The organism is Caballeronia sp. AZ10_KS36 (assembly GCF_023631105.1).
GTDB lineage: Bacteria > Pseudomonadota > Gammaproteobacteria > Burkholderiales > Burkholderiaceae > Caballeronia.
Window position 1 is genome coordinate 1 of record NZ_JALQDQ010000003.1, and the last position, 24,957, is coordinate 24,957.

Annotated in this window: 24 protein-coding genes and 1 tRNA gene; 13 read left to right on the plus strand and 12 right to left on the minus strand. The window is 65.2% G+C overall.

The window, feature by feature from the left end:
* Nucleotides 1-331 precede the first annotated feature (331 nt).
* A complete protein-coding gene (locus tag NCR35_RS03600) occupies nt 332-991 on the plus strand; it encodes a VTT domain-containing protein (RefSeq protein ID WP_206467606.1) in 660 nt (219 codons plus the stop codon).
* A 76-nt stretch (nt 992-1,067) separates the two neighbouring features.
* Here NCR35_RS03600 and NCR35_RS03605 read toward each other — a convergent pair whose 3' ends face one another.
* A complete protein-coding gene (locus NCR35_RS03605) occupies nt 1,068-1,319 on the minus strand; it encodes a GlsB/YeaQ/YmgE family stress response membrane protein (protein ID WP_250533230.1) in 252 nt (83 codons plus the stop codon).
* Between the two features lie 543 nt (nt 1,320-1,862).
* Between NCR35_RS03605 and NCR35_RS03610 the strand changes: the two genes are divergently transcribed.
* The 3 genes from NCR35_RS03610 to NCR35_RS03620 are packed head-to-tail and all read left to right on the plus strand — an operon-like array spanning nt 1,863 to nt 3,721.
* On the plus strand, nt 1,863-2,732 hold the full coding sequence (locus NCR35_RS03610) for a peptidoglycan DD-metalloendopeptidase family protein (RefSeq protein ID WP_250533127.1): 870 nt from the start codon (nt 1,863-1,865) through the stop codon (nt 2,730-2,732).
* 14 nt (nt 2,733-2,746) lie between these two features.
* Nucleotides 2,747-3,298 carry an outer membrane protein assembly factor BamE domain-containing protein gene (gene bamE, locus NCR35_RS03615; RefSeq protein ID WP_175939542.1) on the plus strand — a complete coding sequence of 184 codons (552 nt, stop codon included), beginning with the start codon at nt 2,747-2,749 and terminating at the stop codon, nt 3,296-3,298.
* Nucleotides 3,299-3,334: 36 nt separating this feature from the next.
* Nucleotides 3,335-3,721 carry a hypothetical protein gene (locus NCR35_RS03620; protein ID WP_250533128.1) on the plus strand — a complete coding sequence of 129 codons (387 nt, stop codon included), beginning with the start codon at nt 3,335-3,337 and terminating at the stop codon, nt 3,719-3,721.
* 364 nt (nt 3,722-4,085) lie between these two features.
* On the opposite strand, the gene NCR35_RS03625 is transcribed toward NCR35_RS03620, so the two are convergent.
* The 4 genes from NCR35_RS03625 to NCR35_RS03640 form a co-directional block, all read right to left on the minus strand.
* Nucleotides 4,086-4,162: transfer RNA gene (locus NCR35_RS03625), tRNA-Met, on the minus strand.
* Between the two features lie 96 nt (nt 4,163-4,258).
* Nucleotides 4,259-5,917, minus strand: a complete 1,659-nt coding sequence (locus tag NCR35_RS03630; protein ID WP_250533129.1) for an MFS transporter — start codon at nt 5,915-5,917, stop codon at nt 4,259-4,261.
* Nucleotides 5,918-6,144: 227 nt separating this feature from the next.
* Nucleotides 6,145-7,728, minus strand: a complete 1,584-nt coding sequence (locus NCR35_RS03635) for a sensor histidine kinase (RefSeq protein WP_250533130.1) — start codon at nt 7,726-7,728, stop codon at nt 6,145-6,147.
* A gap of 12 nt (nt 7,729-7,740) precedes the next feature.
* Nucleotides 7,741-8,451 carry a response regulator transcription factor gene (locus NCR35_RS03640; RefSeq protein ID WP_206467612.1) on the minus strand — a complete coding sequence of 237 codons (711 nt, stop codon included), beginning with the start codon at nt 8,449-8,451 and terminating at the stop codon, nt 7,741-7,743.
* 263 nt (nt 8,452-8,714) lie between these two features.
* On the opposite strand from NCR35_RS03640, the gene recA reads away from it, so the two are divergent.
* From recA to NCR35_RS03680, 8 genes are all read left to right on the plus strand, one after another.
* Nucleotides 8,715-9,785 carry a recombinase RecA gene (gene recA, locus NCR35_RS03645; protein ID WP_175939548.1) on the plus strand — a complete coding sequence of 357 codons (1,071 nt, stop codon included), beginning with the start codon at nt 8,715-8,717 and terminating at the stop codon, nt 9,783-9,785.
* A 19-nt stretch (nt 9,786-9,804) separates the two neighbouring features.
* Nucleotides 9,805-10,989, plus strand: coding sequence for a recombination regulator RecX (gene recX / locus NCR35_RS03650; protein ID WP_250533131.1), 1,185 nt, complete (start codon nt 9,805-9,807; stop codon nt 10,987-10,989).
* 121 nt (nt 10,990-11,110) lie between these two features.
* A complete protein-coding gene (locus NCR35_RS03655; RefSeq protein WP_250533132.1) occupies nt 11,111-11,737 on the plus strand; it encodes a DUF2889 domain-containing protein in 627 nt (208 codons plus the stop codon).
* Nucleotides 11,738-11,869: 132 nt separating this feature from the next.
* Nucleotides 11,870-13,036 (plus strand): ADP-forming succinate--CoA ligase subunit beta, encoded by a 1,167-nt coding sequence (gene sucC / locus NCR35_RS03660; protein ID WP_244847966.1) that lies wholly within the window; start codon nt 11,870-11,872, stop codon nt 13,034-13,036.
* A 99-nt stretch (nt 13,037-13,135) separates the two neighbouring features.
* Entirely contained in the window at nt 13,136-14,017 is an 882-nt protein-coding gene (sucD, locus tag NCR35_RS03665) for a succinate--CoA ligase subunit alpha (RefSeq protein WP_159835338.1), read from the plus strand.
* 123 nt (nt 14,018-14,140) lie between these two features.
* Nucleotides 14,141-14,839, plus strand: coding sequence for a TerC family protein (locus NCR35_RS03670; RefSeq protein WP_250533133.1), 699 nt, complete (start codon nt 14,141-14,143; stop codon nt 14,837-14,839).
* Between the two features lie 121 nt (nt 14,840-14,960).
* Entirely contained in the window at nt 14,961-15,554 is a 594-nt protein-coding gene (locus tag NCR35_RS03675; RefSeq protein WP_284502859.1) for a pilin, read from the plus strand.
* Nucleotides 15,555-15,691: 137 nt separating this feature from the next.
* Nucleotides 15,692-17,524, plus strand: a complete 1,833-nt coding sequence (locus NCR35_RS03680) for a PglL family O-oligosaccharyltransferase (RefSeq protein ID WP_250533134.1) — start codon at nt 15,692-15,694, stop codon at nt 17,522-17,524.
* 19 nt (nt 17,525-17,543) lie between these two features.
* On the opposite strand, the gene moaC is transcribed toward NCR35_RS03680, so the two are convergent.
* Both moaC and NCR35_RS03690 read right to left on the minus strand, forming a co-directional pair.
* On the minus strand, nt 17,544-18,035 hold the full coding sequence (gene moaC / locus NCR35_RS03685) for a cyclic pyranopterin monophosphate synthase MoaC (RefSeq protein WP_244847969.1): 492 nt from the start codon (nt 18,033-18,035) through the stop codon (nt 17,544-17,546).
* Nucleotides 18,036-18,062: 27 nt separating this feature from the next.
* Nucleotides 18,063-18,824: a hypothetical protein gene (locus tag NCR35_RS03690; RefSeq protein ID WP_250533135.1), complete on the minus strand. Its 762-nt coding sequence runs from the start codon at nt 18,822-18,824 to the stop codon at nt 18,063-18,065.
* 169 nt (nt 18,825-18,993) lie between these two features.
* Between NCR35_RS03690 and NCR35_RS03695 the strand changes: the two genes are divergently transcribed.
* Nucleotides 18,994-21,108, plus strand: coding sequence for a M48 family metalloprotease (locus NCR35_RS03695; RefSeq protein ID WP_502801642.1), 2,115 nt, complete (start codon nt 18,994-18,996; stop codon nt 21,106-21,108).
* A 4-nt stretch (nt 21,109-21,112) separates the two neighbouring features.
* Here NCR35_RS03695 and NCR35_RS03700 read toward each other — a convergent pair whose 3' ends face one another.
* The 5 genes from NCR35_RS03700 to NCR35_RS03720 all read right to left on the minus strand — a co-directional run bounded on the left by NCR35_RS03700 (nt 21,113) and on the right by NCR35_RS03720 (nt 24,913).
* Nucleotides 21,113-21,694 (minus strand): DUF2946 family protein, encoded by a 582-nt coding sequence (locus tag NCR35_RS03700; RefSeq protein WP_250533137.1) that lies wholly within the window; start codon nt 21,692-21,694, stop codon nt 21,113-21,115.
* Between the two features lie 3 nt (nt 21,695-21,697).
* Nucleotides 21,698-22,789 (minus strand): hydrolase, encoded by a 1,092-nt coding sequence (locus tag NCR35_RS03705; protein ID WP_250533138.1) that lies wholly within the window; start codon nt 22,787-22,789, stop codon nt 21,698-21,700.
* A gap of 49 nt (nt 22,790-22,838) precedes the next feature.
* Nucleotides 22,839-23,282, minus strand: a complete 444-nt coding sequence (locus NCR35_RS03710) for a nuclear transport factor 2 family protein (RefSeq protein WP_175939561.1) — start codon at nt 23,280-23,282, stop codon at nt 22,839-22,841.
* Nucleotides 23,283-23,465: 183 nt separating this feature from the next.
* Nucleotides 23,466-24,539, minus strand: coding sequence for a lipopolysaccharide heptosyltransferase II (waaF, locus tag NCR35_RS03715; RefSeq protein WP_244847973.1), 1,074 nt, complete (start codon nt 24,537-24,539; stop codon nt 23,466-23,468).
* A gap of 179 nt (nt 24,540-24,718) precedes the next feature.
* A complete protein-coding gene (locus NCR35_RS03720) occupies nt 24,719-24,913 on the minus strand; it encodes a zinc-finger domain-containing protein (protein ID WP_244847974.1) in 195 nt (64 codons plus the stop codon).
* Nucleotides 24,914-24,957 lie beyond the last annotated feature (44 nt).

The following is a 24,957-nucleotide window of genomic DNA, read 5'->3' on the forward strand; positions in this document are numbered from 1 at the left end:
CCCCCCCCCCCGCCGCCCCCCCCCCCCCCCCCCCCCCCCGCCCCCCCGCGCGGGCGCAGGGCGGGGGGGGGGGGGGGGGCGCGGGCGCCCCGCCCCCCCCCCCCCCCCCCCCCCCCACGGCGGCGGTGGAAGCGCCGGCGGAGAGTTCGTTGAGATCGGCCATGCCGAAATTATAGCCATTCGCATCGGCCGCTCGCGGGGGCGCATCGTTCCGACAATGCGTCGCAAGATGGCGGTTCGATGCGTGCTTTTTAACCGACGCGCCGGGTCACTTCGGTATCATGGCGCGACCCTTCGCTTGTTGCCGGCTCACTTCTTCGAGGAAAGTTTTTTGGACACGCTGCTGCATTTCCTGGGACTCATCCTGCACATCGACAAATCGCTCGGTGACTTTATCCATACGTACGGCGCATGGGTGTACGCCGTGCTGTTCCTCATCGTGTTCTGCGAAACGGGGCTGGTCGTCTTTCCGTTCCTCCCGGGCGATTCGCTGCTTTTTATCGGCGGCGCGTTCGCGGCCACGCACGAGATGGATCTGGGCGCGCTCATCGCGCTGCTGCTGATTGCGGCTGTCGCGGGCAACACGGTCAATTACTGGATCGGACGCGCCATCGGCCCGAAGGTGTTCGATACGAACATACCGGTGCTCGAACGCTTTCTGGATCGCAAGGCGCTGCAGAAGACGCATAACTTCTACGACCGCCACGGCGGCAAGACGATCGTGATCGCGCGTTTCGTACCTGTGGTGCGCACCTTCGCGCCGTTCGTGGCGGGGGCGTCCGCGATGAACGCGACGCGCTTTCAGCTTTTCAACATTCTGGGCGCGGCCATCTGGGTGCTGCTTCTCGTGCTGCTCGGCTACTTTTTCGGAAACATTCCGTTCATCCGGCAGTATTTGAACGTGATCGTGCTGGTCGGCATTGGCGCCGCCATCGTGCCGATTGCGTTGGGCGCGCTGTGGAAGATGAGCCGTCGCGGCTCGAAGGTGTGAGCACAGCGTGAGGGGTTCGGCCGGGCCGGCGCTTCGCGTGGTGCGAAGCAACCCGGCCCGACATGCCGATGCGCCCTTACGCGCGCCGGAACAGGCGGATGATGAAAAGCAGCACCACCGCGCCGATCACCGCCGTCAGCAGCGAACCGAGCAAGCCGCCGCCGAGCGAAATGCCGATTGCGCCGAAGAGCCATTTGCCGAGCACGCCGCCCACGATGCCGACGAGAATGTCCACGAACACGCCGAAGCCCGTGCCGTTCATGATGAGGCCGGCGAGCCAGCCGGCGATGCCGCCGATGATGAGGCTGACGATGATTCCATGATGCAGAATTTGCATGCGCTAGTACTCCGGAGAGATGAGGAAAATGCAGGACTGCAGGAGGCTCCCGCTTTCGAGCGCAGTCAATGTAGCCCAAAGCGCGGTGCCAAAAGCGCGCAATGTGTCAAGGATTGTGGATTGTCCGTTCGGCTTGGGGCGTGCGAAGCGGCGGCGTGCCGCGAAGTCAACGCGCGGGCGGGCAGAATCGTGAAAAATTTAGAATCCCGAAGGATCAGGCGAAGTTTCGCCTAAAGTGTCTCGTCGACTGACCTGAGGAACTGGATTCTGTAATGTTTTATGCTGTCGCAATTTCGTCCAAACCGAAGGCGAAATGCACTGGCGGGCGCGGATCGCGGCTTGCGGTCATATCGGTTTGCGCGCTGGCGCTTTCGCTGCTGCCGGGCTGCGGCATCGTCGGATGTGTCGGTACTTCGGTGTATGGCGTCGGCTTGACCGTGTGTTAGCGCGGCGGCCGGCGGCGGGATATTCAAGAGCGTTGCACTAGATCAAGACAAGAGCATGGGAAAGTTGGAGTCGATGCACACAGTTGTCATGGGACCGCGCACTCGCGCGGTCATCGCGAGTTTCGGGCTCGCCGCATCCGTCGCGGCGGGTCTTGCCGGATGCACGTCGACGCCGCGCACGCCTGCGCCCATCGTCGACAATTCGATGTCCCCGCCGCCGCCTGTCGTCGTGAGCGCGCCGGTCAGCACGGCGCCGGTTCCGGTGGCGCCGGCTGCGTCGGCATCCGCGCCGGTCGAGGCGGGTTTCTATCGCGTGAAGCCGGGTGACACGCTCTACGGCATCTCGCGTCAGTACAAGCAGAAGCCCGCCGATCTCGCTGCGTGGAACAACCTGCCGGAGAGCAAGCAGGTCAACGTCGGGCAGGTGTTGCGCGTCGTGCCGCCGGGGGCGTCGATGTCGACGGCGGGTGCGGCGTCGTCTGCGTCTTCGAAGAGCCTGCCGCCGCTACTGCCGACGCCGGGGAAGCAGACGGCTGAGAAATCGAGCGAGAAGCCTGCTGAGAAACCCGCCGCGACGGCGTCGGCGGGCAAGGGCACCTTCGTCTGGCCGGTGAAGGGCGAGATCGTGCGCGGCTTCGGGGCGAGCGGCAGCAAGGGGATCGACATTGCCGGCAAGGTCGGCGAGCCCGTGAAGGCGGCGGCGCCAGGCAAGGTCGTGTATGCGGGAAGCGGCTTGCGGTCGTACGGGCGCATGATCATCGTCCGGCATAGCAACGACTATCTGACCGCTTACGCGTACAACGACAAGCTCCTCGTGCGCGAAGGCGATACGGTCAAACAGGGCGCGACGATCGCCGATATGGGAACGGGTCCGAGCGGGTCGCCGGTGCTGCATTTCGAAATCAGAAAGGCGGGCGCCGCCGTCGATCCCGTGCCGCTGCTCGGCGCGGGCAGTTGAGTCGAAGGAGCCGTATGAAGAGAATCATGTGCGCGGCGCTCGTCGCGGCGTCGTTGCTCGCGGGCTGCGATCAGCAACAGAGCGGGGAAGCGATGAACAAACTCAGTTCGTTCTTCAACTCGGTGAAGCCGGACGTGCTGCTGCTGAAAGACCTCAAGCCCGGCGTCACGAACGAAGCGCAGATTCGCAAGCAGATGGGCGAGCCGGAAACCGAGCGGACCTATACGGACGGCTCGAAGCGCCTCGAATATCCGCGCGGCCCGGCGGGCACGAACACCTACATGGTGGATCTCGATCCGGATGGCCTGCTCGTCTCGGTCACGCAGGTGCTGACTGCCGAGAACATCGCGAAGGTGCGGCCGGGCATGACGCAGGACGAAGTGCGGCGGCTCCTAGGCAAGCCGACGACGGTCGCCGAGTACCGGCTGAAGCAAGAGCGCGTGTGGAGCTGGCATTGGCTGGAAGACGGCGTGAATCGCGACGCCATGTTCAATGCGCATTTCGGGCCGGACGGCACGGTGGTCACGACATCGCGTTCGGAGGCGGAGGGCGGCGGACGGCATTGACGACGTGGCGTCGGCAGGGGCGAAGGCGTTGAGGCGATGAGCGAAAAATATATCGGCAAGAGACAGCGCGCATTGATGGACGAAGCGTTGCGATACCGCGAGCGCGCATCCGCGGAAGCGAACGACGACGCGTTCGTCCGCTGGGAATGCACGCGCGGGCATCACTGGGACGACGCGCTGGATGCGTCACAGAACGTGCGCTGCATGAACTGCGCGACGCAGCGGCGCGAGGCCGAAATGGCTCGGGCGCGGGCCATCGCGGAAGCTCGCGGCGGTGCGCTCGTGCCGTCGCGTCAGACGGGTGCCGCGTCGTCGCTGACCTGGCAATGCGCGTTCGGGCACGTCTGGCAAGCGGATGCCGATGCGGCCCAGCGTCGCTGGTGCGACGAGTGCGCGCGCTCGATCTTCGCCCGTTATCGGTGAACGGCCGGCTCCCCAAAAAGAAAAAGCCGGCGATTGCCGGCTTTTAACTTCGTTGTCGGGGCGATGGCTGTTTATGTTCTTCGCCTGCTACTCGCCGGGACGTTGGCAAAGACCTGCGCCAGAAATCGCGCCCATTCTTTACCCACGGCTCGGTCGAGTGCCGCCCGTCTTCTTGGTCTCTCGTTGCGCTGAAACATCCCCCGTGCGCAAACAGAGTATCGCGCCGGGCGAATTGTATGAATGTACGGTGACTAACATTTCGTGCCAGATCAGGGTGGCGATCGAGAGAGGACGGGCAAGGCGAACGACTCGCAGACGACAAAAAAGCCGCTGTCCTTGCGGAACAGCGGCTTTTTCTTGCAACTGGTGGCGAATCAGGGACTCGAACCCCGGACCTGCGGATTATGATTCCGTCGCTCTAACCGACTGAGCTAATTCGCCGAAAGAAGCCGAGATTATGGCGGCGGTTGAAACGCCTGTCAAGCCCTGCCGCGCGTTTTTCCTGAAACGGCGGCAGGGCCGACTAAACTTTCGCCATCAATCCTCGTGATACACGTTCGACTTGCGCGTGTCCTTCACGAACAACATGCCGATCACGAACGTCGCGAGCGCAATCACCACCGGGTACCACAGCCCCGAGTAGATGTCGCCGCGCGCCGCCACGATCGCGAAGGCCGTCGCGGGCAGAAAGCCGCCGAACCAGCCATTGCCGATGTGATACGGCAGCGACATCGACGTATAGCGAATCCGCGCCGGGAACATCTCGACGAGCATCGCCGCGATCGGGCCATACACCATCGTCACGAAGATCACGAGGATGGTCAGAATCACGATCGCCATCGGCCAGTTGATGAGTGCCGGATCGGCCTTCGCCGGATAGCCCGCGCTCTTCAGCGTGCCGGCGAGCGTCTTGTCGAACGCCGCGCCTTGCGCCTTCGCATCGGCGGCCTTGCCGTCATACGTATTCACCACCGTCTCGCCGACCTTGATCTGCGCCAGCGTGCCGGCGGGCGCGGCCACGTTCTGATAGTTCAGGCCGGCCTTCGACAGCGCGCTCTTCGCAATGTCGCACGACGACGTGAACTTCGACGTGCCCACCGGATTGAACTGGAACGAGCACTCGTCCGGATTGGCGATCACGGTGATCGGCGACTTCTGCGTCGCGGCTTCGAGCGTCGGGTTCGTGTAGTGCGCGAGCGCCTTGAAGAGCGGGAAGAAGGTCAGCGCCGCGATCAGGCAGCCCGCCATGATGATCGGCTTGCGCCCGATGCGATCCGACAGCGAACCGAAGAACACGAAGAACGGCGTGCCGATGAGAAGCGCGATCGCCACCATGATGTTCGCGCTCGTGCCGTCCACCTTCAGCGTCTGCGTGAGGAAGAAGAGCGAGTAGAACTGGCCCGTGTACCACACGACCGCCTGGCCCGCCGTCAGACCGAAGAGCGCGAGCAGCACGATCTTCAGGTTCTTCCACTCGCCGAACGCTTCCGTGAGGGGCGCCTTCGAAGTCTTGCCCTCGGACTTGATGCGCTCGAACACCGGCGATTCGTGCAGTTTCATGCGAATCCAGACCGAGACGGCGAGCAGCAGGATCGACACGAGGAAGGGCACGCGCCACGCCCAAGCGCCGAACTGCTCTTCGCCGGTCGCCGTGCGCACGGCCAGAATCACCACCAGCGAGATGAAGAGGCCGAGCGTCGCGGTCGTCTGAATCCACGCGGTCCACGCGCCGCGCTTGTTCGCGGGCGCGTGCTCGGCCACGTACGTCGCGGCGCCGCCATATTCGCCGCCGAGCGCGAGCCCTTGCAAGAGGCGCATCGCGATGAAGATGATCGGCGCGGCGATGCCAATGGTCGCGTAGCCCGGCAAAAAGCCGATCAGGAACGTCGAGAGACCCATGATGACGATCGTCACCAGGAACGTGTACTTGCGGCCGACCATGTCGCCGAGCCGCCCGAACACGATCGCGCCGAACGGACGCACCGCGAAGCCCGCCGCGAAGCCGAGCAAGGTGAAGATGAAGCCGGCCGTCGGGTTGACGCCCGAGAAGAACGTCTTGCTGATGTAGATCGCGAGCGAGCCCGCGAGATAAAAGTCGTACCACTCGAACACCGTGCCGAGCGACGAGGCGAAGATGACCTTCCGCTCCTCGTTCGTCATCGGCGCGTGCGAAATGCGCCCTTCGACCGTTGCCATGAATCGTCTCCTTAGGTTTTCCGTCTATCCCGATTCCATCGGGCCGCAAGCGCGGCGCCGGTGCAAGGATTATTGGAACGAAAACTTACGGCGTTCTGACTCGGTCTATTCGGGGCCTCCGTGTGAACAGACTAATGATCTTCTTGTAAATCGCCGGCAACGCGCCGGGATCGACAAACAAATTGCTCGTATCGCGCCGAGTTGCGCGCGAGCTTCCGAGTGCTCGCTCAGGGTTTGTCCCGGGCAGGATAAACCCGCTGCAAGCTGACGCGTACCAGCGTCCCGGCAAGCCTCGGCGCTTCCTGATAGACGTGGTCCTCGATGGCGAGCGTGCCGCCGTGGATCGTCGCGATCTCCTTGACGATGGCGAGTCCGAGGCCGCTTCCATCGCCTTCGCGGCCGAGAATGCGATAGAACCGCTCCACCACGCGCTCGCGCTCGGCCGGCGGAATGCCGAGGCCGGTGTCTTCCACTTCGAGATGCACGAGATCGAGATTCGTCTCGTCGGCCCGCACGCGCACCGTGATGCGCCCGCCGGTCGGCGTGTAGCGGATCGCGTTGTCGATCAGATTGGAGAGCATCTCGCGCAACATCACCGCGTTGCCTTCCACTTCGACCGGATACGGCGGCTCCTCGTACCCGATGTCCATGCGCTTGGCGAGCGCGGCCTGCACCCAGTCGCGCACGGCGAGGCGCGCGAGGTCCGTCAACTCGACGTGCGAGAAGATCTGCCCGTTCGCGCGATTCTCGGCGCGGGCCAGTGCGAGCAGTTGCGTGACGAGCCGCGCGGCGTGTTCCGAACTCGTCGCGATCTGTTCGAGCGAACGCTGCACTTCGTTCGACACGTCCTGCCGCAGCGCCAGTTCTGCCTGCATGCGCAGGCCGGCGAGCGGCGTTTTCATCTGATGCGCAGCATCGGCGATGAAGCGCTTCTGGAACTCCATGTTCTGTTCGAGCCGCGTGAGCAGATCGTTGAACGACGCGACGAGCGGCGCGATTTCCGGCGGCGCGCGGCCCGCTTCGAGCGGCGAGAGATCGTCGGGGCGGCGAGCGCGGATATTCGATTGCAGCGCATGCAGCGGCGCGAGTCCGCGCGACAGCCCGAACCAGACGAGCACGATGGCGAGCGGCAAGATCACGAACTGCGGCAGAATCACGCCCTTGATGATGTCGTTGGCGAGCTGGCTTCGCTTGTCGAGCGTCTCGGCCACTTGCACGAGCACCGGCTGCGCATTCGGGGCGTCGAGTGCGGGAAGGTCCACGGTCGTATAGGCGACGCGAATATCGTTGCCGCGCAGCACGTCGTCCCGAAACTCCACGATGCCCGGCTGCGGCCGGTCGTCTTCGTGCGGCAAGGGCATGTCGCGGTCGCCGCCGACCAGTTCGCCACGCGTGCCCAGCACCTGAAAGAACACACTGTCGACGTTGTCCGCGCGCAGGAAATCGCGCGTCGCGTCGGGCAGCCGGAGTTCCGCGACGCCGTTGACCGGCTGAATCTGACGCGCGATGACATAGGCATCCGCTTCGAGCGCGCGGTCGAACGGCCCGTTCGCAATCGACTTCGCGACCAGATAGGTCACCGCGATGCTCATCGGCCAGAGCAGCAGAAGCGGCGCGAGCATCCAGTCGAGAATTTCGCCGAAGAGGGAACGCGGATGCGTCGCGCTGTCCGGCTCCAGCTCGTCCGGCGGGGCGAAGGGATTGGCGTAGCGCGCGTCGCGCAGCGCGTCGGAGTCGGCGGTGGCTGCGTTAGATGTAGAAGGCGTGCGCGGCGGCTCGTCTGCGCGTTCGCTGGAAACGGGCGAGGCCATGCGTGGCCCGGCTTAGTGATGGCTCGGCGGCATCGGCGCGCTTGCCGACGCGCCGTTCGACGCTTTTTCGAGCGTGTAGCCGAGCCCGCGCACGGTGATGATGCGCGCGCCGCTCGGCTCGATCTTCTTGCGCAGCCGGTGGACGTAGACCTCGATCGCGTTGTTGCTGACTTCTTCGCCCCATTCGCACAGGTGATTGACGAGCTGTTCCTTCGACACCAGCCGCCCGGTCCGCTGCAGCAGCACTTCGAGCACGCCCAACTCGCGCGCCGACAAGTCGATCACCTGATCGCCGATATGCGCGATGCGTCCCACCTGATCGAACGACAGCGAACCGTGCTTGACGACCGTCGGCCCGCCGCCCGCGCCGCGCCGCGTGAGCGCGCGCACGCGCGCCTCCAGTTCGTTGAGCGCGAAGGGCTTCGCCATATAGTCGTCCGCGCCGAGATCGAGGCCCTTCACGCGCTCATCGACGCTGTCGGCGGCGGTCAGGATCAGCACGGGCATCTGCGAATTGCGCGCGCGCAGCCGGCGCAGCACTTCGAGACCGGGCATGAGCGGCAGCCCGAGATCGAGGATCAAGAGGTCGAACGGTTGAAGCGTCAGCGCGGTGTCCGCCTCGACGCCATGCTTCACATGGTCGACGGCGTATCCCGATTGGCGGAGTGATCGGACGAGGCCGTCCGCGAGTATGCTGTCGTCTTCGGCAATGAGGATTCGCATCGTCTGTGCGCCTGATGCGCGGTTGCGCATTGCCGGCACCGCATTTCGCCCGGCGCGGCGGTCTCCAGGGTGGTGTGCGGTTTTTGCGCGGTTCGGGCGACGTGGAAAAAAGCCACGCCGCCGCAATCGGGCTTGCAAAAACTACTGTTTTTTTATACAGTGTCTGCATCTGTGCGAAAAGCGGGGTGAAAGTATGCGGAATCCGCATCAAGAGCCCGTACGCACAAGCCTCAGACGCCGTTCATCATAGCAAAGGACGATTCATGGAAGAAAGCAAGAAAGGCCCGGCTGGCATGACTGCGGAAAAGAGCAAGGCCCTCGCTGCCGCGCTCTCGCAGATCGAAAAGCAATTCGGCAAAGGGTCGATCATGCGGCTCGGCGCGGGCGAGGCGGTCGAAGACATTCAGGTCGTGTCCACCGGCTCGCTCGGACTGGATATCGCGCTCGGCGTGGGCGGCCTGCCGCGCGGCCGCGTCGTCGAGATCTACGGTCCGGAATCGTCGGGTAAGACCACGCTCACCCTGCAGGTGATCGCCGAAATGCAGAAGATCGGCGGCACGGCGGCATTCATCGACGCGGAACACGCGCTCGACGTGCAATACGCGCAAAAGCTCGGCGTGAACGTGCAGGAACTGCTGATCTCTCAGCCGGACACGGGCGAGCAGGCGCTGGAAATCGCGGACGCACTGGTGCGCTCGGGTTCCATCGACATGATCGTGATCGACTCCGTCGCGGCGCTCGTGCCGAAGGCGGAAATCGAAGGCGAAATGGGCGACTCGCTGCCGGGTCTGCAAGCTCGCCTGATGTCGCAGGCGCTGCGCAAGCTCACCGGCACCATCAAGCGCACGAACTGCCTCGTTATCTTCATCAACCAGATCCGCATGAAGATCGGCGTGATGTTCGGCAACCCGGAAACCACCACGGGCGGCAACGCGCTGAAGTTCTATTCGTCGGTGCGTCTGGACATTCGCCGTATCGGGTCCATCAAGAAGAACGACGAAGTGATCGGCAACGAAACGCGCGTCAAGGTGGTGAAGAACAAGGTGTCGCCGCCGTTCCGCGAAGCTATCTTCGACATTCTGTACGGCGAAGGCATTTCGCGTCAGGGCGAAATCATCGACCTCGGGGTGCAGGCCAAGCTCGTCGACAAGGCGGGCGCGTGGTACAGCTATAACGGCGATCGCATCGGTCAGGGCAAGGACAACGCGCGGGAATTCCTGCGCGAGAACCCGGACATCGCGCGCGAGATCGAGAACAAGATCCGCGAATCGCTGGGTGTGGCGGCGCTGGCAGATGGCGTCGCCGCGGGCGCAGCAGTAGCGGACGACGAATAAGCGTCGCGCCGCACGGTCGATGTTCAAGCGCCGGTTCGGATCGAAGGCTGGCAGCGCCGAATTTCGGCGGGGCCGTGCGAGCCGGTCTGACGGCGCCGGCGCCGGTGAGTCGGGCGACGATGCTGCGTGCGAGTCGTCTGCGCGCAGCGTCGGTGAGTCCGCCGATCATGCCGATGGCACCGACCAGTACGAGCGCAGTAGCGACCGGCGCGCGGCATCGAGCAAATCGCGCTGGTCGACCCGGAGTACGACGTCACGCGCTGGCGCGAAGCCATTCGCGTCGGCGCGTGGTGTTTCTGAAGCGGCCGAAGAACGGCCGAACGAACACGAGCGTTCAGCAGCACCGGAAGCACTCGGGCCAGCCGACTCGCCTCGCTCAGCCGGAAAATCGCTAAAGACCGCCCGCGCTAAACGCGAACGCGGTTCAGGTGAGCCCCCACGCGCCGCACATCCGGCATTGCCGGCGCAAGACTCCGACCGCGCCGCGCGTCTCGCGCAGGCACGTTCGCTTCTCGCTCAGGCTACGACGCAACCGGTCCAAAAATTCGACGCGCCGCCCAAGCCGTCGAATGAAGCGCGCTTACCGGACGACAGCGCCGATCCTTTCTCGAATCCCTTCGAAGACGCCGATCCGTTCGAGCCATTCGAGCAGTGCGCGCCCGAACCACCATCCGACCCGACCTACAGCCGCTCGACCGAACGACCGCGCAAGGCACCGGACGCGAACAACCCAAGACGGCCTCAACGCTCACTGAAAGGCCGCGCATTGGCCTACCTCTCGCGCCGCGAATACAGCCGCGCGGAGCTGTCGCGCAAACTGCGTCCGTACGTGCAAGAAGCCGACTCGCTCGAAAACACGCTCGACAGCCTGGAACGCGACGGCTGGCTGTCCAACGAGCGTTTTGTGGAGAGCGTCGTTCATCGGCGGGCGCCGCGCATGGGCGGCAGCCGGATCATCAACGAACTGAAGCGGCACGCGGTGGGCGAGTCGTTGATCGGCGAAACGGCGGACAAGCTCGCGCAAACCGAAACCGCCCGCGCCCAGGCCGTGTGGGAGAAGAAATACGGCGTCGTGCCCGAGACACCCGCCGAGGGTGCAAAACAAGCCCGCTTTCTTGCAGCGCGCGGTTTTTCGGCCAGCACCATCGGAAAAATACTGAAGGGCGGCGACGAAGACTGGATCGACGAGCCAAGCGACGAGTGACGTACCTCGCGCCCCTCGCGACGCGCCGTGCGCCGGCATCCGCCAATCATCAGGCGCATGCACGGCCCCAAATACTCGCTATGCTAAAATTCAACGGTTTCCCCGTTCCGGCTTTGGTCCCATGCCTCTTTCTCCGCCCGTTTCCCGACAGTTGCGCCATCGTCGCGCGATTCGGCTGGAAGCGTTCGAGCGGGACGACGGCCTGTGGGACATCGAAGCCTGTCTAACCGATGACAAGCCCCGCGACTTTCCGCTCGCGGCGGGCGTCCGGCCGCAAGGCCTGCCGATCCATGAACTCTGGCTGCGCATCACCATCGACCGCAAGCTCACCATCGTCGACGCCGAGGCGTCCTCCGAGTGGGCGCCTTATGCGGCGTTGTGCGCCGAGTCGAATTCGGCGTATCGGGCGCTCATCGGACTCAATCTGCTCAAGAATTTCCGTCGCGAAGCCGGCGCGCGCCTGCGCGGAACGGCAGGTTGCACGCATCTCACCGAGCTGTGCGCCGTGTTGCCGACCGCGGCCATCCAGGCGTTCTCCGGCGAAGTCTGGTCCATCGAGAGCGGCAGTCCATTCGCGCAAGGCGGACCGGAGTCGACGTCCGTCCAGCCGCCGTTCCAGCTCGGCCGCTGCCACGCGCTGCGCTTCGACGGCCCCGCCGTGCGCGAATACTATCCGCGCTGGTTCGGCCATGAGCCATCGCGGGCGGAAGATCGTCGCGAGGCGGAACGCGAAAGGCCGGACACCTGACACGCTCGCAGACACGCTCTCGTGCGCGACGCGGAACGCCCCCGGCAACCGGACAAGAATCAAACAATCAGCGGTTCAAGCAATTCGAAATCGAAGAAGTTCACTCCAACTCTCAGACTGAAGGAATCACGCATGAAGATTCACGAGTACCAGGGTAAGGAAATCCTGCGGAAATTCGGCGTCGCGGTCCCGCGCGGCAAACCCGTGTTCTCGGTGGATGATGCGGTCAAGGCCGCGGAAGAGCTGGGCGGCCCGGTCTGGGTCGTCAAGGCGCAGATTCACGCGGGCGGCCGTGGCAAGGGCGGCGGCGTGAAGGTCGCGAAGTCGATCGAGCAGGTTCGCGAGTACGCGAATCAGATCCTCGGCATGCAGCTCGTCACGCACCAGACCGGTCCGGAAGGCCAGAAGGTCAACCGCCTCCTGATCGAAGAAGGCGCGGACATCAAGAAGGAACTGTACGTCGGCCTCGTGCTGGACCGCGTTTCGCAGAAGATCGTCGTGATGGCGTCGAGCGAAGGCGGCATGGACATCGAGGAAGTCGCGGAAAAGACGCCCGAACTGCTGCACAAGTTCGCCGTCGAGCCGTCGACCGGCCTGCAAGACAAGGACGCGGACGACCTCGCGCGCAAGATCGGCATTCCGGACGCATCGATCCCGCAAGCACGCGCGATCCTGCAGGGCCTGTACAAGGCGTTCTACGAAACCGACGCATCGCTCGCCGAAATCAACCCGCTGATCGTGACCGGCGACGGCAAGGTGATCGCGCTCGACGCCAAGTTCAACTTCGATTCGAACGCGCTCTTCCGTCACCCGGAAATCGTCGCGTATCGCGATCTGGACGAAGAAGATCCGGCTGAAGTCGAAGCGTCGAAGTTCGACCTCGCGTATATCTCGCTCGACGGCAACATCGGCTGTCTCGTGAACGGCGCGGGTCTCGCGATGGCGACGATGGACACCATCAAGCTGTTCGGCGGCGAACCGGCGAACTTCCTCGACGTCGGCGGCGGCGCGACGACCGAAAAGGTCACGGAAGCCTTCAAGCTGATGCTGAAGAACCCGAACCTGAAGGCCATTCTCGTCAACATCTTCGGCGGCATCATGCGCTGCGACGTGATCGCGGAAGGCGTGATCGCGGCATCGAAGGCCGTGGACCTGAAGGTGCCGCTCGTCGTGCGCATGAAGGGCACCAACGAAGACCTCGGCAAGAAAATGCTGGCGGAGTCGGGACTGCCGATCATTTCGGCCGACAGCATGGAAGAAGCCGCGCAGAAGGTCGTCGCGGCTGCCGAAGGCAAGTAAGCGCGCTTCGCTTACCGAGCCTAAGAGAGCGTTCCACCAGATACGAATGGCGGCGCAAGGCAACTGCTTTGGCGACGCCAAACGAACAGAGGTCACTACATGTCGATTCTGATCAACAAAGACACGAAGGTCATCACGCAGGGCATCACCGGCAAGACCGGCCAGTTCCACACGCGCGCGTGCCGCGAATACGCGAACGGCCGTGAAGCGTACGTTGCGGGCGTGAACCCGAAGAAGGCCGGCGAAGACTTCGAAGGCATTCCCATCTACGCGTCCGTCAAGGAAGCAAAGGCCGAAACCGGCGCGACCGTTTCGGTCATCTACGTGCCGCCCGCGGGCGCAGCCGCCGCGATCTGGGAAGCCGTCGAGGCCGATCTCGATCTCGCCATCTGCATCACGGAAGGCATTCCGGTTCGCGACATGCTCGAAATCAAGGACCGCATGCGCCGCGAAAATCGCAAGACGCTGCTGCTCGGACCGAACTGCCCCGGCACCATCACGCCGGACGAACTGAAGATCGGCATCATGCCGGGCCACATTCACCGCAAGGGCCGCATCGGCGTGGTGTCGCGTTCGGGCACGCTGACGTACGAAGCGGTCGGCCAACTGACGGCGCTCGGCCTCGGCCAGTCGTCGGCGGTCGGCATCGGCGGCGATCCGATCAACGGTCTCAAGCACATCGACGTGATGAAGATGTTCAACGACGATCCGGAAACGGACGCCGTCATCATGATCGGCGAGATCGGCGGTCCGGACGAAGCGAACGCCGCTTACTGGATCAAGGACAACATGAAGAAGCCGGTCGTCGGCTTCATCGCGGGCGTGACGGCGCCTCCGGGCAAGCGCATGGGCCACGCTGGCGCGCTGATCTCGGGCGGCGCGGACACGGCGGACGCCAAGCTCGAAATCATGGACGCGTGCGGCATCAAGGTCACGAAGAACCCGTCCGAGATGGGCCGCCTGCTGAAGTCGGTGATCTAAGGCAGTCGGGCGCGTAACGCGAGGGTTTGGTACTCTTACTGAATCCTTTCGTTAAGGCGAATAAAAAGCGAGGGAGCGTTGGCTTCCTCGCTTTTTTGTTTCCGGTCACAGCTCGTTCTGCCCATGCTCGAATTTTTCTCGACGCTCCATTGGGGCGCGGTTCTGCAAATCATCGTCATCGACATTCTGCTCGGGGGCGACAACGCCGTCGTGATCGCGCTCGCGTGCCGCGATCTTCCCGCCACGCAGCGCACGCGCGGCATCGTGCTCGGCACACTCGGCGCTATAGTTTTGCGCGTCGTGCTGATCGCGTTCGCGGTCTTTCTGCTCGATATCCCGTTCCTCAAATTCCTTGGGGGCTTGCTGCTTCTGTGGATCGGCATGAAGCTCCTGCAACCCGGCCACGACGAGCCCGACATCGGTTCGTCGGACAAGCTCTGGGCGGCCGTCAAGACGATCATCGTCGCCGACGCGGTGATGAGTCTCGACAACGTAATCGCGATTGCGGGTGCGGCCGAGACCGCGGACCCGCAGCACCGCTTCGTGCTCGTCATTTTTGGGCTCGTCGTGAGCATTCCGCTGATCGTGTGGGGGAGCACGCTGGTGCTGAAGCTGCTCGACCGCTTCCCGATCGTCGTGCTGCTCGGCGCGGGCTTGCTTGGATGGATCGCGGGCGGACTCATCATCGACGATCCGTTCATCGACCGCTGGCCCGCGCTCAACACCGAAGCGGCGGGGTATGCCGCGCGCCTCGCGGGCGCAGCGCTCGTGATCGCGGCGGGCTGGCTGATGAAGCGCCGCGCGCTCGCGAGCACAGGCTGACTCCCCACGTACGCGGGCGTTAGCCGAATGGCCGACTGTCGCGGCCGTCGCGCTCTCCCTACCATCGAAGCGTTCGGTTCGCATGTCGCGGCCGACGCTTCGTGTCTTTCAGGGAGTGGCAATGACGAGCATGGCTTTGGATGTAAAGGCGTCGCGCGAGGGCGACGGCTTCGGTGCATGGCTGAAAGGCGCGCAGGCCGGCGCGCGCGGTTTTACGCTGATCGAGTTGATGATCGTGCTGGCGATCGTCGGCGTGGTCGCGGCTTACGCGATTCCCGCGTATCAGGACTATCTGTCGCGTAGCCGCGTGGGCGAGGGCATGTCGCTCGCGGCATCGGCGCGGCTCGCGGTGGCCGAGAACGCCGCGAGCGGCGCGGATCTGGCGAGCGCGTATGCGTCGCCGCCGGGCACGCGCAACATCGAGTCCATCCACGTCGACAGCGACAGCGGGCAGATCACGATCGCCTATACGACGCGCGTCGCGCCGGCCGGATCGAATACGCTCGTGCTCGTGCCTTCCGCGCCCGATAACGCCGAGACGCCGACGGCCCGCGTCGCGCTGACGCGCGGCTCGGTGCAGGCGGGCACGATCACGTGGGAATGCTTCGCGGCAGGCAAAGCGGCTTCGTCGCTGCCTGCGCCGGGCGCGGGACCTGCGCCCACGCAAGCCGCGACCCTGCCGGCCAATCTTGCGCCGCCCGAGTGCCGCGCCTGAGCGAATCGCACGCGGTGAAGAAGAAGGCATGAGCGCCGCGCGGGAACCGGTGGATTTCGTAGCATTTGCAGGTGCGCGGCGCACAGCGGACGCAAAGTTTTGTATAGTGCGCCGGTTCCCGACGTTCCCAGCCCCTCATGCCTTCCCAATTCGCGCGCTACCTTTGCTTTGCCGTTCTGTGTCTTGCGTTGACGATTCCGTTCGGCGTCGTCAACCACACGTATCCGATCCCGACGTTCTACGCCGAATACAGCGCGTTGGCCTTGTATCTCGCGCTCGGAGCCACAGTCGCCATACTCGTGCGCGTTTCGGAGCCGCGCGTGCCGTTCGCGTCGCCGGTGGTGGCGCTGATGCCGCTCGCGTTCGGCATCGTGCTGGTGGCGCAGACGGTGCTGCTGCCGGTCGCGCAGCCTTCGATGAACTGGCTCGGCGGCGCCTATCTGCTCGCATCGTTCGTGGCCGTGCATACGGGGTTCGGGCTGGTGCGCGCGGGGTTGTCGGAGAAGGCGTTGCGCATCGGCGCTGCCGCGTTGCTGGCGGGCGGCCTCTTCGCGGTGTTCTGCCAAACCGTGCAGTTGTTCCACATGGAAGCCCGGTTCGCGCCGTTCGTCGTGGCTTACAACGTCGCGACGGAACGGCGGCTCTTTGGCAACATGGCGCAGGCGAACCATCTCGCGACCGTCATCGCGTTCGGCCTGGCAGGGGCGATGTATCTTGTGCAGACGCGCCGCATGCCGGTGGTGATCTGGCTCGTGGTGTCGGCGGTGCTTTCGTTCGGGCTTGCGCTCACCGTGTCGCGCGGACCGTGGCTGCAAACGGCGGTGATCGTCGTCGCCGGATTCTGGATGGCCTTCATTCGCCGACGCCCCGGCGCGGCCGACGACCTCGACGGCCCGATCGGAAGCAAAGAGCGCGATGGACGCGAGGCGCGTGACGTCCGCGCTTGGGTCGTGCCGTTCGTGCTTGCCGTGCTGTTCGTGGCGGTCAATGCCGTGGTGCGCTGGGTGAACGTGCGCTATCAACTAGACCTCGCGCAGTCGGCGGCGGAGCGCATGCAGGACGCCAATCAGATCGCGCCGCGTCTCGCGTTGTGGAAGTACGGCTGGACGATGTTCAAGACGCATCCGCTGCTCGGCGTCGGCTGGGGCGAGTTTCCGCGTTACCAGTTCGACATGGTGCGCGAGCTCGGCGGCGTCGAGATTGCGAACAACGCGCACGATATCTTCATCGACCTGTTGGCGAAGACCGGGCTGCTCGGTGTGGCGGTGCTGGTGGCGGGCATCGTCTTGTGGCTGATTCGCGTGCTGCGGGCGCCGCACACGCCAGCGCGCGTGTTTGCGCTCTCGCTGCTGGGCGTGCTGATGATGCACGCGCTCGTCGAATATCCGCAGCAGTACATGTTCTTTCTGATGCCCGCGATGCTCGTGATCGGTCTTCTGGAGACGCGGCCGTTGCGGCTCGTGGCGCGGCCGGTGTCGTATGGCGTCTATGTCTTTCTCGTCGCGGCGGGTCTGATCGCGCTCTATCCGACGATGCGCGACTACAACCGCGCCGAGGTGCTGTACTACGGCTCGCGGCCCGCGGAGCAGTATCGCGACGATCCGTCGTTCCTGTTCGGCGCGTGGGGCGAGTATGGCGCGGCGACGCTGCTGCCGATGAACGCGCAGGACATCGAAGCGAAGCTGGCGGCGCATCGGCAGGCCATCGCGTTGCTGCCCGGCGAGACGGTGTTGCGCCGTTACGCGGTGTTGCAGGCGCTCGCGGGTCAGCGTAGTGAGGCAATGGATACGATGGCGCGTCTGCAAATCTTCGCGACGCAACTCCATGACTGGCCGACGCAGCTCGCGTCGGTGTATCGGACCGTCGATGAAATCGGTGCACCGTTGGCGGGTTTCAAGGCGGATCTGGTCAAGCGGTATGGGTCGCCGGAGGGCACCGATTCCCCCACGGACGACGACGCCGACGAATAAGCGCCGGCTCGGGCGCGGTTCAGGCGGATGGCTGCGAGTCCGCCACCCAGTCGCCCGACTTCCCGCCATGCTTTTCCATCACGCGCACGTTCGTGATGGTCATGCCGCGATCCACGGCCTTGCACATGTCGTAGATGGTCAGCAGGCCGACTTGCACGGCGGTGAGCGCCTCCATCTCGACGCCCGTGCGCCCCACGGTCTCGACGCGCACTTCGCAATGCACGCCGGGCAGCGCGTCATCGACGGAAAACTCGACGGCCACGCGCGTCAGGGCAAGCGGATGACACAGCGGGATCAGATCGGCGGTGCGCTTCGCGCCCTGGATGGCGGCGATGCGCGCGACGCCGAGCACATCGCCCTTTTTCGCGCGTCCTTCGCGGATCAGCGCGAGCGTGTCGTCGCGCATGACGATGGAGCCGCGCGCCACCGCGATGCGCCGCGTCTCGTTCTTGCCGCCGACATCAACCATGTGCGCCTCGCCGGCGGCATCGAAATGTGTGAGTCCGGACATAGCGTCTCCTTGCAGTGGGCGCTTATCTTACCAGCGGGGTCCGCGGCGAAATCGGCGCGAAGCCGTGTCCATACGTACCGCCGCCCGCGCAACACTTGATACGATAAGCGCGTTTCCGTCCTCACGCTGACCGCCGGCGACGCTCCGGCTTCGCGCCATGCTCTTGAATCGTCCGAGCCGCGGGCTCGTGTTCGCCTTGTGCCTCAGTCTCGCCATGCCGCCGTTCGCTGCGGCGCAGGCCGGCGCGAGCGCGGGTCGTGGGGGGAATGAGGCGAGCGCGGCGAAGGCGATGAACGGGACGAATCTCGCGACCGGGACGACCGGGACGAACGCGACGAGCGCGGCCAACGGTGGAAAAGCCGCGAACGCAATCAACGCGGCCAACGGGACAGCCGCGACAACATCGACGACCTCGGTCAAGGCGGCAAGCTTTGCCACCAGTGGAGCAGCGACAACCGCGACGAGCGCGACAACCACGACCAACGCGATCGGGATGAACGCGACGAGCGCGGCCAACGGTGGAAAAGCGGCGAACGCAATCAACGCGGCCAACGGGACAGCCGCGACGACATCGACGACCTCGGTCAAGGCGGCAAGCTTTGCCACCAGTAGAGCAGCGACAACCGCGACGAGCGCGACAACCACGACCAACGCGACCACCACGACCAACGCGATCAATACAGCCACTGCGACCAAGGCGACAACCGCGACCAACGCGACGAACACGACGAACACGACGAACGCAACGGCCCGAGCAAGCGTGGCGAACGCAGTGACCACGGCAGCCACGGCAAATGGAACAAATGGGGAAAGCCGCGCGAACGCAACAAACGCAACCTACCCAACAAACGCGACGAACCGGCCGAATGCCGGGAATGCAACCAACGCGGCGAACGCAACCTCGCAGCCCCCCACAACCTCCACCGCCAGCACACCACCCAACACCGTCGCTGACGGCATCTTCGGCGTCTACGGCGGAGCCGAAAGCCGCTTCGCCAATCGGCCGGGCGCGATGGCGGGCCTGCGCGCGCCGCTGTCGTCCGTGCAACTGCCGGATCTGGGCGACGGCTCCGGCGGCACGCTCTCGCCTCAGGCGGAGCGCAAGCTCGGCGAGCGGATGATGCGCGAAGTCCGCGCCGATCCCGACTACCTCGATGACTGGCTGATCCGCGATTACCTCGACTCCATCGCATCGAAGCTCTCCGCCGCCGCCGCGACGCAGTACCTCGGCGGCTATCGTCCGGACTTCGAACTCTTCGCCGTGCGCGATGCGCAGATCAACGCGTTCTCGATGCCGGGCGGCTTCGTCGGCGTCAACACGGGGCTGATCTCGGCGACGCAGACGGAATCGGAACTCGCGTCCGTCGTCGGACACGAGATGGGGCACGTGCTCCAGCGCCACATCGCGCGCATGATCGGCGCGCAGGAAAAGAGCGGGTACGCCGCGCTCGCGGCCATGCTCGCCGGGCTGCTGGCGGGCGTCATGACGCACAGCGGCGATCTCGGCATGGGCATCGCGATGGGCGGACAGGCCTTCGCTGTCGATAACCAGCTGCGCTTCTCACGCGCCGCCGAGCACGAGGCGGACCGCGTCGGCTTTCAGATGCTCGCGGCCGCCGGCTACGATCCTTACGCGATGACCGCGTTCTTCGAGCGGCTCGACCGCGCGTCGATGGCCGATAACGGCGTGCCGGCTTACGCGCGCACGCATCCGCTGACGACCGAGCGGATCGCCGACATGGAGGACCGCGCGCGACGCGTGCCGTACCGGCAGCCGCGGCAGTCGCCGGAATACGCGTTCGTGCGTGCGCGCTCGCGCGTGCTTCAGGTGAACTATGCGAGCGACTATCGCGAGGTCGCGAGCCGTCTCAAGTCCGAAATCGACGACCAGACCGCGCTCAATCCCGCCGCGAACTGGTACGGCATCGCGCTCGCGCGTTCGCTGATGGGCGATTACGACGCCGCCAACGATGCGCTCGCCAACGCGCGGCGGCTCTTCGAAGGCGAGGAGGCGAGCGCGGCGGCGGCTTCCGTGCAGGCGCGGCGCGAACTGGCGCAGACGGTCGAGGGCGGCCCAGCTAAGAGCCCGCGGGCTTCCGGAGCCAGTGCAGCGTCGGGCGCGCGCAGCGAAAGCAAGCCCCACGCACAGGGGCAAAAGCGTGCGTCGAGCACGCAAAGCGAAAGCCTTGCCGCATCGTCGCGATTTGGCGCTTCGGCTCCGGCGGCGGGCATTGGCACCGGAATCGAAGCTTCGCGTGCGCCTGCGGGTGGCGACGAAGTGCCACCTTCCCAAGCGGCCAACGTTCGCGACGCGTCCGTTTCGGCGGCCAACGCTCGGGGCGGAATGCAAGCTGCGCGTGCTCCTGTTCGCGGCGAGGACGTGCCACCTTCTCAAGCGGTCAACCTTCGCGACGCGTTCACAACCAACGCCGCCCCGCACTCGACGCCACAAACGCCCGCGCCCGCGGCCCCCTCCGCCCCGGCCGTCTCGATGTCTTCGCTTCTGAGCAGCAGCGCATACGGTGCGCTGAACGCGCCCAACGCCGAGAGCGCCGCGCCTGCCGCGGCAAGCGGCCCCATCGCGCTCCCGCCCGTGCGCGTGACCGCCCACGAAGCCGCCCGCAGCACCGCGAGCCTCGACGTGCTCGCCGCCGACATCGCGCGTCGAGCGGGCCGTTACGACGACGCCGTGCGCCTCGCCGACATCGCTCAGACGCGCTGGCCGAACTCGCACGCGGCGATCGACGCGCATCTGCAAGCGCTGATGGCCGCGCATCGCTACGAGGAAGCGCAGACGCTCGCGCGCCGCGAAACGCGCGCAGAACCGGCGCGCGGGGACTGGTGGCTGTATTTGGCGCAGGCGAGCGCGGGCTTGAACGATCCGCTGCGCCAGCATCAGGCGATGGCCGAGAAACTGGCGCTCGACGGCGCGTGGCCGTCCGCCATTCGCCAGTTGAAGGAAGCACGCGATGTCAAAACCGCGAGCTTCTACGATCTCTCGACGATTTCCGCGCGGCTGCGCGATTTCGAGGCACGCTACAAGGAAGAGCGCGACGAAGAGAAAAGGAGCTGACGCTTCAGGCTTTGGATGCCGCGCGCGCAGCCGGACTGGCGACGAAACCGAAGCGCGACTCGACGTCGGCGCGTGCGATAGGCTGTAACGGCAGATCGGCTCCGTCGCGCCAATGGAAGACGCCGCCGCGCGACGCGTCATCGAACGTCGCGTGGCTCGAAAACAGATCGAGATCGTGATCGTGCAGGGCGGCAACGCGCGGCGGCGTAGCAGCGTCGGAAAAGAGCAGGGCGCCTTCGTCGTCGAGAAACGCGTGTGCCGGCTCGAACGGTGCGCCGGTGTGGTCAGTCAGCCGCAATGCGCCGTCCATCGCGGAAAGACGCACGATCCACGGCGTATAGGCCAGTTCCACATACACGCGCTGCGGCCCGTTTTGAAAAAACCACTGGCCGTCCGGGTCGCGCTCGTAATTGCGGTTGATGAAGCCGATCAGCGCTTCGTGGCGAATGGCATCGCCGAGCGCGCCCGCGGCCTGCGCCGCCTCGTCGCGCATGCGCCACTGACCGCGCCGGTCCAGCAACAGCCAGCCCGTGCAATGCGGAACGTTCGGCCACTTGGCCAGCGCCTGCTTGACGATCTCATCCATGATTCATTCGCCCGGAAGAAAATGTTCGAGGTAGCCGAACACGCGCGACGACAGCCAGTCGATGCGTCCCGGAAACGGCCCCGTCATGAAGCCGACATGGCCGCCGTGGTTCGGCTGATCGAGCGTGACGGACGCCGACACTTCGGCCTGCGAAGGCAGCGCGCGCTCGGGCAGGAACGGATCGTTGCGGGCGTTCAAGACGAGCGCCGGCACTTCGATGCGGTTCAGATGCGCGCGGATGGTCGCCGTCGTCCAGTAATGATCGGCATCGCGAAAACCGTGCAGCGGCGCGGTCACGACGTTGTCGAATTCATAGAGCGTGCGCGCGGCGAGCACGGCGTGGCGGTCATATAGACCCGGAAACTGGTCGAGCTTCGCGAGCGCCTTCTTCTTGAGCGACTTCAGGAAGCTGCGCGTGTAGACCATGCCGAAGCCTTGCGAGATCGCCTGACCGCCCGCGTGGACATCGAGCGGCGCCGAAATGGCGGCGGCCGCGCTGATAATCGAAGCGTCCGCGCCGCGCTCGCATAGCCAATGCAAAAGCACATTGCCGCCGAGCGACACGCCCGCCGCGACGATCGGGCCCGCATGCCTTTCGCGCAGACGCCGCAAGATCCAGTCGACTTCCGCGCTATCGGCGAGGTGATAAAAGCGCGGCAGCCGGTTCATCGGCCCGCTGCAACTGCGAAAGTGCGGCACCACGCCGTGCCAGCCGCGCGCATGGGCGGCGGCCATCATCGTGCGGGCGTAGTGGGAGTCGGAGTTGCCTTCGAGGCCATGAAACAGCACGAAAAGCGGCGCGGTCGATGCCGGGCGCGTTGCGTCATCGTGCGCGAGCCAGTCCACGTCGATGAAATCGCCGTCCGGCGTATCCCAGCGTTCGCGCCGATAACGCACCGCCGGCTTGCGCCCGAAGAGCGCGGGCACGATGGTTTGCGCGTGACTTGTCGGCAGCCAGCGCGGCGCGCTGTAGAGCCATTGCGAGACGGGTTCGGCGAGCACGCTGCCCGCGGCCTGCGCGGTTTCCTTCAGCGCGACGGCGGGCGCCTTGTCCACGAACGACGAATCGTGTTTCAACAACGGATCGCGCTTCATGGCCTTCTCCCCGGCGAACGTCTTTTCTATGCTTCGTGACTGCGGTATTTCAGTGCAACGGTCCCTGCCCGTGACGCAGCTTCGCGGCGAACTGGCCGGCCGCTTCCATCGGCATTTCGCTCGCGTGAATGTGCGCAATGCGCCATTCGCCGCGTTCGTGGACCATCACGTAAGTCGAGAAAATCATGCGCGGCGCGGCGGTCCCGGCCGGCTGATGCGCCTCCGCGATTGCATACACGACCGTGCCGAGGCTGTCGTACACGCGAATATCGAGCGGCTCGATGCTGACGGCCTGCGCGCCGAACTGCTTGCCGAGGCCCGCGCGAATGCTTTCGAGGCCATGCAGATGCGTGCCGTCCGCGCAGATGCAGGTGGCGAACTCCTCGTCGATCCAAAGCGACATCACAGCGTCGATGCTGTTGTCCGCGACAGCCTGATAGTAAGCGTTGAGAGTGTCGGCGGCGGCTTCGAATAGGCGGGCGAAACGTGGCATGGGCTCGTGGGTCTCTGGCATTCGCGCGCAACGCCGTGTCACGATGGCGTGCCGCATCGGTCATGGTTCAAAGCATGCCTCCGTTCGGAGACACTCGCGTGTCCGCGCCCGCACACGAAAGTGCCGATGCCGCCGCAAAGCCGCCGCGGCAGGGCAGGCGTGACGCAGGGCAGGCGCGACGCCTTAGCGATGCGCGAGCAACATGCCGCGCAGATCGGCGAAAACCTGTTCGGCAGAGAGTTCGCGCAGGCAGTTCAGATGGCCGAGCGGACACTCGCGGGAAAAGCACGGACTGCACTCAAGATGAAGCCATTGTACCTTTGCGACGTCGGACAAGGGCGGCGTGTGGCGCGGATCGGTGGAGCCGTACACCGCGACGAGCGGACGTTTGAGCGCCGCCGCCACGTGCATCAGGCCGGAGTCGTTGGTGACGACCGCGCTCGCCCGGGCGATCAGCGCGCACGCTTCGCCGAGCGATGTCTGGCCGCACAGGTTGCGCACGTTCGGCGCGCGCTCCGCGATGGCCTGCGCGGCCGCCGAATCTTTCTTCGATCCGAGCGCGACGATGCGGGCATACGGAAACGACTGCGCGACGAACTGCGCGAGCGACGCGAAGTGCTCGGGCGGCCAGCGCTTGGCCGGGCCGTACTCCGCGCCGGGGCAGAACACGACGAGCGGCGCGCGCGTATCCAGATTGAAGCGCGCCGACACGCGCGCCGCTTCGTTCGGATCGGCTTCGAGGCGCGGCACGGGCAAAAGCGGCGCGTCGCTTGCCGCTGCGTCGTGAGCCTGCGCGTAGCGGTCGATGAACGGCAGCTTCGCGCCCGGCGCATAGGCGAGGGCGGCATACTGCGCGGTCATCGGCGGGCGCTCGGTCTTCGGCGGATTCGGATGGCGCACGTTCAAGAGCCCGTAACGCGCCTCGCCCTTGTAGCCGATGCGCAGCCGGATGCCCGCCATCCACGGAATCAGCGCGGACTTGGCGGAATTGGGCAGCACGTACGCGGCGTCGTAGCCGACATCGCGCAGGTCGCTCGCGAGCTGCCAGCGGCGCAGCAGTTGCAGCTTGCCGTGCGCGAGATCCGTCGCGTAGACGTCGCGGATTTCCGGCATGCGTTCGAGCACGGGCGCGACCCAGGTCGGCGCGACGGCATCGATTGCGATGCGCGGATGATGCTTTCGCAAAAGCGTGAACAGCGGCTGCGCCATCAACGCGTCACCGATCCAGTTCGGTGCTATAACCAGCGCACGGCGCATCAGTCGTTTTCCGATCTCAAAATAGTGGCGGCTCGCCGCATTGGGCGGCGGGACGTCGGTCGTGTGGTGTCATGGCGCGGCGGCCATGCGGCGAAAAGAAGCGAGAGCGAACGAAAGCGCGCGCTCGGGAGAACCCGGAACGCGCGCATCGACGACGCTCGGAGAGTGCTTCGGCGAGCTTAGTGGCCTTTGACGACTTCGCCGTCCTTCAGCTTGTAGCGCGTGCCGCAATACGGGCAGCGCGCTTCGCCGTGCGTCACGTCGAGGAACACGCGGGGATGCGCGCTCCAGCGTTGCATCTTCGGATTTGGGCAGAACGCGGGGATATCTTTCGCCGACAATTCCACCAGCGGCATTTCCTTCAGGTCGCTCATTGCTATCTCTTTCAATGTCGTTCGTTGCTGTCGTCTGTGGCGCG

Excerpts from the sequence above, each read along its gene's own strand:
- NCR35_RS03610 (WP_250533127.1), top strand. The coding sequence starts at position 1,863 with ATGGGACCGCGCACTCGCGCGGTCATCGCGAGTTTCGGGCTCGCCGCA.
- bamE (WP_175939542.1), top strand. The coding sequence starts at position 2,747 with ATGAAGAGAATCATGTGCGCGGCGCTCGTCGCGGCGTCGTTGCTCGCG.
- NCR35_RS03620 (WP_250533128.1), top strand. The coding sequence starts at position 3,335 with ATGAGCGAAAAATATATCGGCAAGAGACAGCGCGCATTGATGGACGAA.
- NCR35_RS03630 (WP_250533129.1), bottom strand. The coding sequence starts at position 5,917 with ATGGCAACGGTCGAAGGGCGCATTTCGCACGCGCCGATGACGAACGAG.
- NCR35_RS03635 (WP_250533130.1), bottom strand. The coding sequence starts at position 7,728 with ATGGCCTCGCCCGTTTCCAGCGAACGCGCAGACGAGCCGCCGCGCACG.
- NCR35_RS03640 (WP_206467612.1), bottom strand. The coding sequence starts at position 8,451 with ATGCGAATCCTCATTGCCGAAGACGACAGCATACTCGCGGACGGCCTC.
- recA (WP_175939548.1), top strand. The coding sequence starts at position 8,715 with ATGGAAGAAAGCAAGAAAGGCCCGGCTGGCATGACTGCGGAAAAGAGC.
- recX (WP_250533131.1), top strand. The coding sequence starts at position 9,805 with ATGTTCAAGCGCCGGTTCGGATCGAAGGCTGGCAGCGCCGAATTTCGG.
- NCR35_RS03655 (WP_250533132.1), top strand. The coding sequence starts at position 11,111 with ATGCCTCTTTCTCCGCCCGTTTCCCGACAGTTGCGCCATCGTCGCGCG.
- sucC (WP_244847966.1), top strand. The coding sequence starts at position 11,870 with ATGAAGATTCACGAGTACCAGGGTAAGGAAATCCTGCGGAAATTCGGC.
- sucD (WP_159835338.1), top strand. The coding sequence starts at position 13,136 with ATGTCGATTCTGATCAACAAAGACACGAAGGTCATCACGCAGGGCATC.
- NCR35_RS03670 (WP_250533133.1), top strand. The coding sequence starts at position 14,141 with ATGCTCGAATTTTTCTCGACGCTCCATTGGGGCGCGGTTCTGCAAATC.
- NCR35_RS03675 (WP_284502859.1), top strand. The coding sequence starts at position 14,961 with ATGACGAGCATGGCTTTGGATGTAAAGGCGTCGCGCGAGGGCGACGGC.
- NCR35_RS03680 (WP_250533134.1), top strand. The coding sequence starts at position 15,692 with ATGCCTTCCCAATTCGCGCGCTACCTTTGCTTTGCCGTTCTGTGTCTT.
- moaC (WP_244847969.1), bottom strand. The coding sequence starts at position 18,035 with ATGTCCGGACTCACACATTTCGATGCCGCCGGCGAGGCGCACATGGTT.
- NCR35_RS03700 (WP_250533137.1), bottom strand. The coding sequence starts at position 21,694 with ATGGATGAGATCGTCAAGCAGGCGCTGGCCAAGTGGCCGAACGTTCCG.
- NCR35_RS03705 (WP_250533138.1), bottom strand. The coding sequence starts at position 22,789 with ATGAAGCGCGATCCGTTGTTGAAACACGATTCGTCGTTCGTGGACAAG.
- NCR35_RS03710 (WP_175939561.1), bottom strand. The coding sequence starts at position 23,282 with ATGCCACGTTTCGCCCGCCTATTCGAAGCCGCCGCCGACACTCTCAAC.
- waaF (WP_244847973.1), bottom strand. The coding sequence starts at position 24,539 with ATGCGCCGTGCGCTGGTTATAGCACCGAACTGGATCGGTGACGCGTTG.
- NCR35_RS03720 (WP_244847974.1), bottom strand. The coding sequence starts at position 24,913 with ATGAGCGACCTGAAGGAAATGCCGCTGGTGGAATTGTCGGCGAAAGAT.